The sequence below is a fragment of the Ectobacillus soli genome, assembly GCF_042610425.1.
Classification (GTDB): Bacteria; Bacillota; Bacilli; order Bacillales; family Bacillaceae_G; genus Ectobacillus.
The window spans coordinates 523,396-537,371 of record NZ_JBGJZM010000001.1; the positions used below are offsets into that span (position 1 = coordinate 523,396).

The window sequence follows — 13,976 nt, forward strand, 5'->3', positions numbered from 1 at the left end:
TAATCATGTATATGAAAGGGAGAAGTGAATATGACGGGGTGTCATGTCAGTTGAGAAGAAATTGTGTAAGAAAATGTATACAAAGAAAATGAGAATGATTTATAATGTCTGTAAACGAAGAAAGTGGTCGAATAATATGAAAGAAAATAGAGAAACCCTCCTATTAGATGTATCCGTATCGCTTAGGCATATGATTCGGAAGGTCCAAGCAGAGATTAATGAGTTGTTTTCAGAGTATATGCCTTGGAATGAATTTGTAATTTTACGTGCGCTTATGCACAGTAGCCCTAAAACAGCATCACAGATTGCTAGTGAAGTAGATGTGACATCCAGTCATGTTACGGCTGTTAGTGATCGCTTAGTGGATAAAGAATATATTTCTCGGACACGTTCAGATCTTGATCGTAGAATTGTCAATTTAGAAATCACAGAACAAGGAAGAATAGTTGCAAATAAACTCGAAGTTTTGCGTAAGCAATACTATAAGGAAAAGTTTACACCATGGAATGATGAAGAAATAAAGCTCGTTGTAGAACTTTTGCACCGTATTTTATAAAAGATTATAGTCTTATTGTAGTGGGGAAACCAGTTCCCCTGCGGGATCATTATGGACCGAAGTAGAATGCTGAGTAATCAGTTTTTCTATTTCGGTCTTTTTTTGTACTCTTTTCCTTCTTCTTTTGCAAGAAAAATGAATAAACCTTTTTAAAATGGAAAAAATAGGTGTGATATGGAATGGAGGGTGCATAAAAATGAAACGATTATTCGCAATTTTACTTAGCTTCACCGTATTTAGCTCCGCCACTTCGGTCGGATTAGCGCAGTCGGAAACAAAACAAAATCAAAAAGAGGAGCAACCAAAGTTGGTGGAGCAAGCTTCATCAGCTGTGCTGCTCGAACAGGATACTGGTCAAGTCCTTTTTGAAAAAAACAGCAATGAAAAGCTTCCACCTGCGAGTATGACAAAAATTATGACGATGCTATTGATTATGGAGCAAGTGGCAAAAGGAAAGTTGAAGCTAGATGAAAAAATCAGAACGAGCGAATATGCTGCTTCCATGGGCGGTTCCCAAATCTTTCTAGAGCCAGGAGAAGAAATGACAGTTGATCAAATGCTTAAAGGAATTGCCATCGCTTCAGGAAATGATGCTTCGGTTGCAATGGCTGAACATATAGCTGGTTCCGAAGAGGGATTTGTGAAAATGATGAATGAAAGAGCTAAATCTCTGGGATTGAAAAATACTCATTTTCAAAATCCAACCGGGTTACCCGCAAAAGATCATTATTCGACTGCTTATGATATGGGAATCATGGCAAGAGAGTTAATGAAATATCCGCTTATTCGTAAGTATACGGGGAAATATGAGGATTATTTACGTGAAAATACAGATAAAAGATTTTGGTTAGTTAATACGAATAAGCTCGTGCGTTTTTATCCAGGTGTAGATGGGGTAAAAACAGGATTTACAGCAGAGGCGCGTTATTGTTTAACTGCCTCATCTGAGCGAAATGGTATGCGTGTTATCGCAGTCGTTATGGGAGCCCCTACTTCAAAAGAACGAAATGCACAGGTTACAAAACTTCTTGATTTTGCTTACAGTCAATATGCTACCAAAAAATTATTTGGTAAAGATCAAGTTATTACATCGGTGAAAGTAAGTAGAGGCGATAAGAAAACAGTTAATCTTGTAACAGAAGATCAAGTATCCCTCCTTCTAAAAAGAGGAGAACAAGCCGATTCGATGAAGCAAGAAATTGTAGTGGAACCGACTGTGAAAGCTCCTATTAAAAAGGGAGATACATTGGGAACCCTTCTTGTAAAAAAAGGAGATACAGTTGTAACGAAAGAACCACTGATTGCAAGTGAGGATGTGAAGCAGGCTAGCCTTTGGGAGTTGGTGAAACGGAATTTCAGTATGTTTTCAAAGACAGAATAAGGAAAATGGACGGGCCTTCGCTCTGCACTTCGTAAGTTTGCGGAGCATGATCCTGACTAGTTTTTAACTTTTTAAAATATATATTTTCTAGGATGACGCAAGAGGCAATTAAATTCCTATTTGCGTCATCTTATTCTCATTTTATTTAGGAAGAAATCTCGACAAATACAACTATTTCTTCGAATTACCACTTCTTTTGTCGCCTAGAAGGATTCATGCTGTAAGTCGGCGAAAGACTCCTTATGCTTTTTTGCGCTAGTGCGCTTGAAAAGGAGGAAATAAACGTGAGTTTAATAATCAACATGGAAGTAAAACGTGATGTTTTGTGTATCCGTTTAAGTGGGGAGCTTGACCATCATACTGCCGAAGAATTACGTAGTCGTGTGATGGATACTTTAGAAATCAATCAAGCACATCATATCATTTTGAATTTAGAACATTTAACATTCATGGACAGTTCCGGGCTTGGAGTCATACTTGGCAGATATAAGCACGTAAAAAGCTTAGGAGGAGAAATGGTCGTATGTGCAATCTCACCAGTTGTAAAACGTCTATTCGAAATGTCTGGTTTATTTAAAATCATTCGTTTGGAAACAAGTGAGAAGAATGCACTTGCTACATTGGGGGTGGCCTAAATGAAAAATGAAATGCAACTTCAATTTTCAGCCCTCAGTCAAAATGAGTCGTTTGCGCGTGTTACAGTAGCAGCCTTTATTGCACAGCTTGATCCTACTTTAGAGGAATTAACTGAAATAAAAACGGTCGTATCAGAAGCTGTAACAAATGCCATTATACATGGCTATGAAGGAAATCACGAAGGTATCGTATACATTATGGTGACGCTAGAAGAAGGAACCGTTCGAATAACGATTCGTGATAAAGGATTAGGTATAAAAAACTTAGAAGAAGCAAGGCAACCATTATTCACCACAAAACCTGAATTAGAGCGTTCCGGTATGGGATTTACAATTATGGAAAACTTTATGGACGAGGTAGAAGTCATAACAAATGAATCTTTCGGAACAACTATTCATCTTACTAAGTATTTGTCGAACAGTAACGCTCTATGCAATTAAGGAGACGGACCTATGGACATAGAGGTGAGAAAAGAAAATGGGAAAGTACAGTTGAAAGACCATGAGCTGAAGGAATTGATTCAGAAGAGCCAAGCGGGGGATCAGACAGCGCGTGATACGATTGTACAATGCAATATGCGTCTTGTATGGTCAGTGGTACAGCGGTTTCTTAATCGGGGATACGAGCCAGAGGATTTGTTTCAAATCGGTTGTATTGGATTGTTAAAATCGGTAGATAAATTTGATTTATCCTACGATGTTAAGTTCTCTACCTATGCTGTACCCATGATTATTGGTGAAATTCAACGGTTTTTGCGCGATGATGGAACCGTGAAGGTTAGTCGTTCACTAAAAGAAACAGGGAATAAAGTACGCAAGATGAAGGATGAGTTATCAAAGAAGCTTGGGCGTATTCCTACTGTATCTGAGGTTGCGGATGCTTTGCAGCTTACGGTAGAAGAAATAGTCATGGCAGAGGAAGCGAGCCGCTCCCCGTCATCCATTCATGAAACCGTGTATGAGAATGATGGAGATCCCATCACTATTTTGGATCAAATTGCAGACCAGTCTGAATCGAAATGGTTCGATAAATTGGCTTTAAAAGAAGCGATTCAAGGTCTTGAAGAACGAGAGAGACTCATTGTTTATCTTCGATATTATAAAGATCAAACACAATCTGAGGTAGCAGAGAGACTGGGGATTTCACAAGTACAAGTGTCTCGTCTAGAAAAGAAAATTTTACTGGAAATGAAGGACCGAATAGGTGAATAGCCTATTCGGTTTTTTAATTGATAATAGGAGGTATATACTCTGCGTGGTAATTTACTTACTGTGCATTTCAAATCACATTTCCTGTAGAAAAGGGAATTTAAAAATATAGGTATGGAAATAAGATGCTTATCCATACTACAAGTAAAAGAACTGTTGTAATAGGAGGGATAGTCTTGGATGAAACCATTTATATAAAAATGCGACAACGATTGCAAGTCTCTCCAAATTATCGATTAAAGTTAAAGGATGTTGCACAAATTTCTGCTCCGGAACATGCACGATCGACTTTGCAGAATTTACCTGTATATGAAATTACAAAGGCAGATAAAACCCATGTTGTTATTGATGCCATGATTATTTTGGCTGCTATTCACTCGCACTCCAAACAGTATGATGTAAACCTAATCGGTCCTTCCCAAACAATTGTTGAAATCTTGTATGACAGAAAAGCTAGCAATCCGATTTTCTTTGTAGCTGTATGGCTCCTTCTCTTTGTAGGAGCTGGTCTTGCCATTATTTATTTTCACGAAGATGTGAGTATGCAGCAAGTTCATTCACGATTGTATTACATGATAACAGGTGAGGTAAATAAAAAACCTCTTATCTTGCAAATTCCATATTCGATTGGTCTTGGATTAGGAATGATTTTGTTTTTTAATCACTTGTTTAAAAAACGAATTAATGAGGAACCAAGCCCTCTTGAGGTGGAAATGTTTCAATATCAACAATCCCTCGATCAATATGTCATGATGAATCAGAACAAAGAAAGTATGAAAAAAATTGAAAATTCTTGACTTTGCAGTAGTATTTACTGGGCTTGCGGGTGGAATTGCGGTAGGTGCAGGATTTGTGGCGTTTTTATCTGTTTTAGGTTTGATTCCTAGACTCACTCAATTAACGAAGAGTGTAAGGCTCATTCCAATCTATGAATGGGCCGTTGTACTAGGGGCATTAGTGGGTGCATGGTGTAGCCTACGAGATACTACTTTTTATCTTTCTTCTTATTGGTTAATAATTATTGGTCTGCTTTGTGGTGTGTTTGTTGGTATGCTGGCAGCTGCTTTAACTGAGGTTTTGAATGTATTACCTATTTTAGCTAAACGGGTTGGAATGGTCGATAGAATTGTTGCATTGCTTATGGCACTTGTGCTGGGTAAAGTAGTTGGATCTTTATTTCATTGGATCTATTTTGTGAAATAGGAGAAGTGATTTTGTTTGAAAAATGAAACGAAAAAGCAGATGAAGCGAAGGGTGATTTTAGTAACGGACGGGGATATATACGCGCAGCGAACAATAGAATACGTGGCGAAGGAGGTTGGAGGTAGTTGTATATCTCAATCTCAGGGGAATCCAACAAGACTGCCTGGAAGTGAACTTGTAAAGCTAATCCGCCAATCTTTGCAGGATCCCGTCTTTATTATGTTTGATGACAGTGGTGTTATTGGGGAAGGAGCGGGTGAACAGGCTTTACGTTATGTTGCAACACACCCTTCAATTGAGGTACTTGGTATTATAGCAGTAGCCTCCAATACACATCACTATGAATGGACTCGCGTTGACGTTTCTATCGATCGTTACGGGTATTTAACAGAATACGGGGTCGATAAATACGGACTAGCAGATGTAGAGATGGGACGTATCAATGGAGATACAGTATATTGTCTAGATTCGCTGCAAGTTCCCATTATCGTTGGGATAGGGGATATTGGAAAAATGTGCAGCAATGATGAAATAACGAAAGGATCTCCTATAACCAAACAAGCAGTCGAACTCATTCTCGAAAGGAGTGGCTATTATGCAAAAAAAGGAACAACCTATTAAGATTCCCATTTCTTCGTTTCTTAGCGATAACGAAAATTATTTAAAGCAAACGGTAGGTCTAGGGGTTACCTTTGATGTTGGGATACGTACATTTACTATACTACGTAAAAAAATTGATGTTACTTTTGTAAATGGACTATGCGATAGTAATTATATCATTCATATTTTGGATGAACTTGTTGATTTGAATGAAGGAGACATTTATACAAATTCGCCTATGCAACTTATTGAAAATCGCCTTATTCATCAACAGGTAAATAGAATTTCTACGATGGATGATGCCATTTTAAAAGTGCTTTCAGGTCTTATAGTTATATTTGTAGATGGGGAAACGGAAGCATTTGAGGTGGATGTAAGAAGCTATCCAGGACGAACACCAACAGAGCCTGATACAGAAAAGGTAGTTCGAGGGGCTAGAGATGGTTTTGTAGAAAATATGATAGTGAATACAGCTCTTATTCGAAGACGTATACGAGATCCAAGGCTACGTAATGAAATCATTCGAGTAGGGGAACGATCTCAATCGGATATTTGCATTTCTTATATTCAAGATGTTGCCAATCTTGATTTAGTGAAAATCATAAAGCAGGAGCTCCAAGCCATTGAAATAGATGGAATCACAATGTCAGATAAAACAATTGAGGAATTTCTTGTGCAGCAGCGCTTTAATCCCTTTCCGCTCATTCGCTACACGGAGCGTCCTGATGTCGCTGCAAATCATTTGTTAGAAGGACATGTTCTTGTTATTTGCGACACGTCACCGAGTGTGATGATTACTCCTACTACATTTTTTCACCACGTACAGCATGCAGAAGAGTTTCGCCAAAATCCAGTAGTTGGAACGTTCCAAAGATGGGTTCGCTTTTTAGGGATTTTATTTTCCCTTTTTTTGCTTCCCTTTTGGCTCGTGTTCGTGTTTGATCCAACACTATTACCGCCTCAGCTTGCCTTTATAGGACCGAATAAAGTGACTCATATACCGACATTTCTCCAAATTATATTAGTTGAAATTGGCCTAGAATTTCTTCGGATGGCGTCTATCCATACACCAACTGCACTTTCTACTTCATTAGGTCTAATTTCTGCGGTGTTAATTGGACAAATTGCCATTGAGGTAGGGCTATTCGTTCCAGAAGTTATTTTGTATTCGGCAATCTCGGTTATTGGGGCATATGCAACGCCAAGCTACGAACTTAGCTTGGCAAATAAAATTACGAAAATTCTCCTTATTTTATTCACAGCGTGGTTGCATGAAATTGGATTTATAGTGGGAGTTACATTTCTTATCCTTTTTCTTGCTTCAACGAAAAGTTTACAAACACCATATTTATGGCCATTTCTCCCATTTGATGGGGGAGCACTCATGAAAATATTTATTCGACCAACTATTTCGAGTTTGAAAATAAGACCAAGTATCGTACGACCACAAAATCGTATACGGCAAAAGTAGTCGGAGAAAAACAGAGAACGAGGTGAAACTATTTCACCTCGTTCTCTGTTTTATGAATAGGATTGATCACTTATTTAAATAAGGATTTGATAAAATCGATAAAGCTAGAAAAAACACCCTTTACTTGATCTAAAAATGTTTGACCTTGATCGGACTGTAAAAAAGAAGAAACTTGATTTTTCGCATTGTTCAATTGACTTCCCACTTGATTCCAATCAATATTTAAATTTTTCATTTTATCAAATAATGAAACAAGACTATTTAGTTGCTCATCAGTTAGTTGAATTCCCATTTGATTCGCAATGTCTTTAATTAACGTTCGCAAATCTTCCGTTGTTTTTGGTTGGTTTTGTGCAATCGATTCTTTAATTTTTGTTATTAACTGAACCGCCTTGTCGGCACCAATTTGGTTTCCGAGGGTAGATGTTGTAACCATTTCCTGGTTTGCAACTTGCTTGACACTTTCTGGGATAGCTGTTTTAGCTGTTGTTTCGTAAGCCTTCATAATTCCTGTTAATGCAGCTGTTCCTGATACTGAAAAAGGCGCGGTAATGTAGATGTTTGCATCCTTTACTCCAGCTGTTATTAGTGCATTCGTATACATAGCTTCGGTAATGCCAGAAATATTATGCGTTTGTACGACAAGTCCAGATCCGGCTTTTGTATATGTGATTTTTGAAGAAGATATAGCCTTTGTACCAATTTGTGCGGCTGGTACATAGCTATCAAGATACTTATGCTCTTCTGCGTTTGAAACGGTAATAATTTGTACATTTTGTGGTGCTTTCATATCGCTCAGTACAGTTTGTTTTTGTTGGTCTGTTAAATTTTCGCCTAATGTAATAATAGTTTCTCCTTCAGTAGTGTCAGCATATGCAGAAAGTGGCATAAGTAACGTAAAGATGAGAAGAAACGCACTTAATTTCGTTTTCACGAAAATCGCTCCTTTACCTGTTAAAGAATTGTAGGGTAGTACAGTCATTATAGTACATATTTATGATTTGTCACCCGTCTTTAGATTGATTTTGTAAAAGATTATCAGCATGTCTTATTTTTTTCATTGCGTTGTATTTTCTTTTTGTAGCATGATTATGGTATGATAAATCAGAATAAAAACGCTCTACTCTGTGAAACGCATAGGCGGAGAACATACCAAATAGTTGGAATAATGGGAGGTACATATAATGAAAAAGGGACATATTATTATGGAGAATGGACAAAAAATTGAAATTGAATTTTTTCCAAGTGAAGCACCTGGAACGGTAGCAAACTTTGAAAAATTAGCAAATGATGGATTTTATAATGGGGTAACCTTTCACAGAGTCATTCCTGGTTTTGTAAGTCAAGGCGGGGATCCAACTGGAACAGGTGCAGGTGGTCCCGGATATACCATTAAATGTGAAACGAAAGGAAACCCACATCGTCACGTTGCTGGATCACTTTCTATGGCACATGCTGGGAGAGATACAGGTGGTAGTCAATTTTTTATCGTTCATGAACCACAACCACATTTAGACGGCGTTCATACAGTATTTGGACAAGTTAAAAGTGGTTTAGATACAGTTCTTGCAATGAAAAATGGGGATGTTATGAAAGAAGTAAAGGTTTGGGAAGAATAATTCTATAATGTGAATAGAAAAAGGGTGATGATTGAACATTGAGTATGGTTTTGCTTTGTTTGTTATCATCCTTTTTTGTGTGTGTTGGAAGGCTTAGGGATTCCTATGTATATTTTTATATGAAAGCGTTTGCTTATCTTTAACTTGTATTCCATAATCAATTGAATTATACAAATTAGGGAAATTAGCATGATTACGAGCTGTAAAATTTCCATTTTTAAATAGGATTACGGAACATTTCTTTAAATAAAAAGTATATAATAAGAAATGTAAGAAAGTGAATAAAAAAGCCTATACGCAGTAGCTTCTCACTGTTTCAAAATTGATGTAGAATAAAAATAATGCAAATGGGATCGCTGCGGGGTAAAAAGGGTAAAGATAAGAGAAATAGTATTAGTTTGGTTTGTCTAGTTGCTGGTTTTTATTACTAGTTGAGCGAAAGTTTTTTAGATAAGAAGGGAAAATTTCTTATGTTGATTCGTTTCAAGAAAAATCACGAAAAAATTGCGATGGGTCTTCTGTCTTTTATGCCGACTGAAAAAGAAGTAAAAAAGTTGCAAACAACTGTGAAACAATATGAAACAAACGAGGATTGGCAACTTTACTTATGGAAAGAAGAGGAAGATGTTCTCGGGATTATTGGGACTTTAAAAAAGGAAGATGGAGTCGTGCACATTCAACATATTTGTGTTACGCCATCGCATCGTCATGCAGGTATCGGTAAGAAAATGGTCACCGAATTGCGTTCTATGATGCCTGGGGTAACGGTTTGTGGCAATGAAATAACAAAACCATTTTGTGACAAATGCAACACTGACACGATTCATTTATAAAAAGAAAGCAGAGGTTACAGACCCTGCTTTCTTTTTTTTATCTGCTTGTTACGTTCTTCAATTACTTCAGTTCGATTTCGTAGCAAATGTTTGTTGATCAAAAATAAATTGGATAAATCACTTTTGCTATTCCATTCTAGACCCAGTTTTGTACATTCTTGTATAAGGATTGATTCCAATAGAGGATCAGCAATAGGAAGTGTTATGCTTGTATAAGCTTTTCCCTCTTCCATTTGCCGAATGTTTTCTTGTAGGAGGATGAGAAGCGCTTCATCCTGTAATCCATATTGAATCATCGGTTTTCTATCATTCTCTAGAATAGTACGTGCATGACTAAGTAAACGAATTGCGCCGCGCTGATTGTTGCGACGATAATGGTATTGTGCTACAGCTATTTGTATGAGAGCTACCCAAAAAGGCAGTCTTTTTGAAGGAGGCTCTTTTTTCCAATGTTCCTCCAATAATTCATGGCATTCAAAATAATCACGATCCGCGTGAAAGTGTACTAGATATTGTATGTACGCATCTGGATACATGAAACCGCTCCTTTTTCTCTATTGTAAGATGGACAAGCTACACTCATTCGGCTAAGCGAATAAGATCAGGTTGTTTCTCCCCCATGCATTACAATCATGATATCATATACTATAATGGTTTATTGTGCGCATTTGCTCAGTCTAATTTAATTAAAAAGGATTGGATAGACCTCGGTCATGCTCTATACTTATACTGATATATAAATGGTTGGTGGGATGTTACTTGCAATACAATATTAAAATTGATGCGTTTGAAGGTCCGTTAGACTTATTGCTACATTTAATTCATCGTTATGAAATTGATATATATGATATTCCTGTAGCTGAAATTACAGAGCAATATGTAGGCTATATCCATGCAATGAAGGAATTGCAATTGGATGTTGCTAGTGAATACTTAGTTATGGCAGCGACGCTATTAGCTATAAAAAGTAAAATGCTGTTGCCAAAACAAGAAGAAGAACTTTTGGAAGAAGAAGAATGGGAAGAGGATCCTCGTCAAGAGCTTATGGAACGGTTAATTGAGTATAAAAAGTATAAGCAAGCTGCTTCTGATCTTAAGGAACGTGAACGTGAAAGGGCGTTATTATATACACGAGCTCCTGCTGATTTAAGTAATTTTATACATACAGAGAGAGAAGAAAGCTTGCCGAATAATGTAACATTGTATGATATGCTTGCAGCTTTTCAAAAGCTTATGCGTCGAAAAAAATTACAAAAGCCTGTCACCACTACAATTACAAGGCAAGAAATTCCAATTGAAAAAAGGATGGAAGAGATTGTCTTTCGGCTAACAAAATCTAATGGTAGATGTAGCTTTTATGATTTGTTTGAGGAAGATAGTCGTGAATCTATTGTCGTTACGTTTTTAGCAATTTTGGAATTAATGAAAAAAAAGATGTTAACCATTGAACAGGAACAGAATTTTGAAGAAATTTATGTTTGTAGTTTAGAAGAAGGAGGAGCAAATATTGAATCAACATGAACAAAAGGGAATTCTAGAAGGCTTGTTGTTTGTAAGCGGGGAGGAAGGAATTTATCCAGATCAGATTTCGCAGGTATTGGGAATTAATATCGATCAAGTACGAACCCTTGTCGGACAACTAGTGGAAGATTATGCATCTGTGAATCGTGGATTTACAATTGTACAATTTGCCAATGCGTATCGTCTAACAACGAAACGAGAGCATGCTCATTTTTATGAAAAGCTAATTGAAACGCCATCTTCTAATTCACTATCTCAAGCTGCTCTCGAGACATTGGCAATTGTTGCATATCGTCAGCCAATTACAAGAACAGAAATTGAGGAAATTCGCGGTGTGAAAACAGAAAAACCAATACAAACTCTGGTCTCACGACTTTTAATTAAGGAATTGGGGAGAGCAGAAGGTACTGGTCGTCCTATTTTATATGGTACAACAAAAGAGTTTATGGATTTATTCGGTCTTAAAACAATAGATGAGCTTCCTCCTTTACCGGAAGATTCAGATATTGTGGAAGAAGCAGATTTGTTTTTTGGGACGTTAAATGATTTTACGAAAGAGTAGAAGAAAATTCGCCTATTTTTCATGTAACCATAAGAAAAGAGGGATTGGATGTCATGGAAAGGGTACTGCTGCATGCACAAATTTATACGGGAAATCAATACATTGCAGATGGCTACATTCGATATGATACGAGCATTAAAGAAGTTGGAGATATGAGCCAATTTGTACTTCGTCACCAGGAACAAGTCTATCATGTAGATGGAAATATTGTAATCCCAGGTATGATAGATATTCATATACATGGTGGGTATGGAATAGATACAATGGATGCCAATCCCCAAGCACTCTTACAGCTTAGCAATAAATTATTAAGTGAAGGAGTTACGACTTTTTTTCCAACTACGATGACTCAATCCTACGAGGAAATTATGCAAGCACTCCAATCTGTGAAAATGGCAAAAGAGTTAGGAGCACATATCGGATTTATCCATTTAGAAGGACCGTTTCTTTCGAAGGCGCGTGCCGGTGCGCAGCAAATTTCTCATATGATGACTCCAGATGTACAAACCTTTGAAACTTTTCAACAATGCAGTGGAAATCTGATTAAGCTGGTTACGTATGCTCCTGAAGAGGAAAGTAAAGAACTAGAAACCTTTTTCGAACAAAATGGGATAATAGGGAGTATTGGGCATTCGGATGCCTCCTATGCACAGCTTTCTGGAAAGAACATTCCTCATGCTACCCATCTTTTTAATCAAATGAAGGGCATGCACCATCGCGAACCGGGGGCAGTTGGCCGTGTACTTTTAGATGGAGATATCACTGTAGAAATGATTGTAGATGGTATTCATATTCATCCGGAAATGGTGAGGCTAGCTTATATACTAAAAGGACCAGAAAAGGTGTGTATTATTACCGACGCGATGAAGGCTAAAGGGCAAAAGGATGGAATGTATGAATTAGGTGGTCAACCCGTTCATGTACAAGATGGCATTGCTACATTAGAAAATGGGACGTTAGCAGGAAGTGTTTTAACGATGGATCAAGCATTTCGTAATATACTAACTTATACAGGCTGCACAATTGAAGAGGCAGTTAGAATGACATCCGTTAATCAAGCAAAGGAGTTTGGGTTGCTCAGTAAAGGTGTATTGGATGTGGGAAAGGATGCGGATATGGTAATATTATCTCCTCAATTAGAGGTGATTAATACGATCAGTCTTGGGGCTTTTAAAAACGAATTACAAAATTATAAATGAGCTTGGTAAAAAAGAGACTCAATAAGAATTCACTTTCTTGGAAATAATGTATCAAGTAACTTTAAGTTAGGTTCCTTCTAGATATGAATAGTTGTAAGTTAAATGAAGAAAAACTCTGTCAAGAGTTATCTGAAACATAAGCCTGATATATGCCCTGGGAGGCTTATGTTTCGGAATTGAAATAAAAGAAAATTATAGACGAAGAGACAATTGTTTATTTAAAGCTTTTACTTCATCTACAGCTTCTTTTACATTTTTGACAACATAGTTAGCACTTTTTTTTACTTCTTCATCAGCTTGTTCAACAGCAAAACTGTAAGGTGTTAAGGCAAACATGGGTATGTCATTGTAAGAATCGCCAACGCAAGCAATCTCATTCGGTTTAATTTGATGCTGCTGCAATAATAACTCAAGTGCTGCCCCTTTGTTTATATTATGTGGAACAACATCTAGACAATTTGTAGCAGAGAGAAATGTGCTTACATATCCTTTTAATTTGTTCTGTAATTTTGTTTGGAGGTCTAGAAGCTCTTCGGTTCTTCCTCCAACTGAAATCTTGTTTGGAAAGAGTGTTTTACCAAGTTTATATTTCAAATTCGGGATTTCGATGGAAGTCATCGCCGCTTGTTTTTCTAATTGTAGAACCTCAGGTGTTTTGTTTTCAATATAATAATGATGTTCATCACTCACATAACGTATGAAACGGCTGCTCGTTGTCATGTCAACCAACTGCTGTAATATAGAAGAATCAAAGCTAGCAGAAAATAGTTGTTTATTTTCATTTGTATAAATATAAACACCGTTTACGCTTATACGATGAAAATGAGAACCGATTTTTTCCATTAGTGAAACAATTTCATAATCTAGCCGACCGGATGCAAAGCAAAGCATAATAGTATCCTTGTCTAAAGATTGCAGAGCGGCTATGTCTTCTTGTTCAATAAATCCACCGGATTGCATGAGTGTACCATCAATATCACTGACAAACATTTTAATCATGTGCTTTCTCCTTTTTACGCATATAAAGCTTTGTCCATTGTATCATACCGAGTATAGTTTTATTATAGTGGTGTATAATTGCTCTGTCTAAATATTATATTTTACGTTAGTGATTGATTTTGATTGACGGTATATTACTTTATTCTGTAACATAAATCACTACATGTTTCATTAGAAAGGGGTGCAAA

The 13,976-nt window shown here is 37.0% G+C and carries 17 protein-coding genes; 14 read left to right on the top strand and 3 right to left on the bottom strand.

The window, feature by feature from the left end; all coding sequences use genetic code 11:
* Positions 1 to 136 precede the first annotated feature (136 nt).
* From ACAN53_RS02730 to ACAN53_RS02770, 9 genes are all read left to right on the top strand, one after another.
* On the top strand, positions 137 to 556 hold the full coding sequence (locus ACAN53_RS02730; RefSeq protein ID WP_379966664.1) for a MarR family winged helix-turn-helix transcriptional regulator: 420 nt from the start codon (positions 137 to 139) through the stop codon (positions 554 to 556).
* Between the two features lie 196 nt (positions 557 to 752).
* The gene (locus ACAN53_RS02735; RefSeq protein ID WP_379966667.1) at positions 753 to 1,937 is read left to right on the top strand and encodes a D-alanyl-D-alanine carboxypeptidase family protein; all 1,185 of its coding nucleotides are present in this window, start codon (positions 753 to 755) and stop codon (positions 1,935 to 1,937) included.
* 284 nt (positions 1,938 to 2,221) lie between these two features.
* Positions 2,222 to 2,572, top strand: a complete 351-nt coding sequence (spoIIAA, locus tag ACAN53_RS02740) for an anti-sigma F factor antagonist (RefSeq protein WP_379966670.1) — start codon at positions 2,222 to 2,224, stop codon at positions 2,570 to 2,572.
* Positions 2,573 to 3,013, top strand: coding sequence for an anti-sigma F factor (gene spoIIAB, locus ACAN53_RS02745; protein WP_379966673.1), 441 nt, complete (start codon positions 2,573 to 2,575; stop codon positions 3,011 to 3,013).
* 12 nt (positions 3,014 to 3,025) lie between these two features.
* A complete protein-coding gene (gene sigF / locus ACAN53_RS02750; protein ID WP_379966676.1) occupies positions 3,026 to 3,784 on the top strand; it encodes an RNA polymerase sporulation sigma factor SigF in 759 nt (252 codons plus the stop codon).
* A 173-nt stretch (positions 3,785 to 3,957) separates the two neighbouring features.
* A complete protein-coding gene (locus ACAN53_RS02755; protein WP_379966679.1) occupies positions 3,958 to 4,578 on the top strand; it encodes a stage V sporulation protein AA in 621 nt (206 codons plus the stop codon).
* A complete protein-coding gene (locus ACAN53_RS02760; RefSeq protein ID WP_379970234.1) occupies positions 4,571 to 4,984 on the top strand; it encodes a stage V sporulation protein AB in 414 nt (137 codons plus the stop codon). Before ACAN53_RS02755 ends, ACAN53_RS02760 begins: the two co-directional genes overlap by 8 nt.
* A gap of 39 nt (positions 4,985 to 5,023) precedes the next feature.
* Positions 5,024 to 5,605, top strand: a complete 582-nt coding sequence (spoVAEA, locus tag ACAN53_RS02765; protein WP_379970235.1) for a stage V sporulation protein SpoVABEA — start codon at positions 5,024 to 5,026, stop codon at positions 5,603 to 5,605.
* The gene (locus tag ACAN53_RS02770; RefSeq protein WP_379966682.1) at positions 5,580 to 7,055 is read left to right on the top strand and encodes a spore germination protein; all 1,476 of its coding nucleotides are present in this window, start codon (positions 5,580 to 5,582) and stop codon (positions 7,053 to 7,055) included. The genes spoVAEA and ACAN53_RS02770 overlap by 26 nt, the downstream gene beginning before the upstream one ends.
* A gap of 70 nt (positions 7,056 to 7,125) precedes the next feature.
* Here ACAN53_RS02770 and ACAN53_RS02775 read toward each other — a convergent pair whose 3' ends face one another.
* Complete coding sequence (locus ACAN53_RS02775; protein ID WP_379966685.1) at positions 7,126 to 7,989, bottom strand: DUF1002 domain-containing protein; 864 nt, start codon at positions 7,987 to 7,989, stop codon at positions 7,126 to 7,128.
* 250 nt (positions 7,990 to 8,239) lie between these two features.
* Here ACAN53_RS02775 and ACAN53_RS02780 point away from each other — a divergent pair, with 250 nt between their 5' ends.
* Positions 8,240 to 8,674: a peptidylprolyl isomerase gene (locus ACAN53_RS02780; protein WP_379966688.1), complete on the top strand. Its 435-nt coding sequence runs from the start codon at positions 8,240 to 8,242 to the stop codon at positions 8,672 to 8,674.
* A 470-nt stretch (positions 8,675 to 9,144) separates the two neighbouring features.
* Complete coding sequence (locus ACAN53_RS02785) at positions 9,145 to 9,507, top strand: GNAT family N-acetyltransferase (RefSeq protein WP_379966691.1); 363 nt, start codon at positions 9,145 to 9,147, stop codon at positions 9,505 to 9,507.
* A gap of 14 nt (positions 9,508 to 9,521) precedes the next feature.
* On the opposite strand, the gene ACAN53_RS02790 is transcribed toward ACAN53_RS02785, so the two are convergent.
* Positions 9,522 to 10,043 carry a DUF309 domain-containing protein gene (locus ACAN53_RS02790; protein ID WP_379966694.1) on the bottom strand — a complete coding sequence of 174 codons (522 nt, stop codon included), beginning with the start codon at positions 10,041 to 10,043 and terminating at the stop codon, positions 9,522 to 9,524.
* Positions 10,044 to 10,266: 223 nt separating this feature from the next.
* Here ACAN53_RS02790 and ACAN53_RS02795 point away from each other — a divergent pair, with 223 nt between their 5' ends.
* Genes ACAN53_RS02795 through nagA form a run of 3 tightly spaced genes read left to right on the top strand, consistent with a single transcriptional unit; the run spans position 10,267 to position 12,789 of the window.
* Positions 10,267 to 11,028, top strand: a complete 762-nt coding sequence (locus ACAN53_RS02795) for a segregation/condensation protein A (RefSeq protein WP_379966697.1) — start codon at positions 10,267 to 10,269, stop codon at positions 11,026 to 11,028.
* Positions 11,015 to 11,590: an SMC-Scp complex subunit ScpB gene (gene scpB / locus ACAN53_RS02800; RefSeq protein WP_379966700.1), complete on the top strand. Its 576-nt coding sequence runs from the start codon at positions 11,015 to 11,017 to the stop codon at positions 11,588 to 11,590. Before ACAN53_RS02795 ends, scpB begins: the two co-directional genes overlap by 14 nt.
* A 53-nt stretch (positions 11,591 to 11,643) precedes the next feature.
* Entirely contained in the window at positions 11,644 to 12,789 is a 1,146-nt protein-coding gene (gene nagA, locus ACAN53_RS02805; protein WP_379966703.1) for an N-acetylglucosamine-6-phosphate deacetylase, read from the top strand.
* 192 nt (positions 12,790 to 12,981) lie between these two features.
* Here the strand turns inward: nagA and ACAN53_RS02810 are convergent, their stop codons facing one another.
* On the bottom strand, positions 12,982 to 13,788 hold the full coding sequence (locus ACAN53_RS02810; RefSeq protein ID WP_379966706.1) for a Cof-type HAD-IIB family hydrolase: 807 nt from the start codon (positions 13,786 to 13,788) through the stop codon (positions 12,982 to 12,984).
* Positions 13,789 to 13,976: the final 188 nt, after the last annotated feature.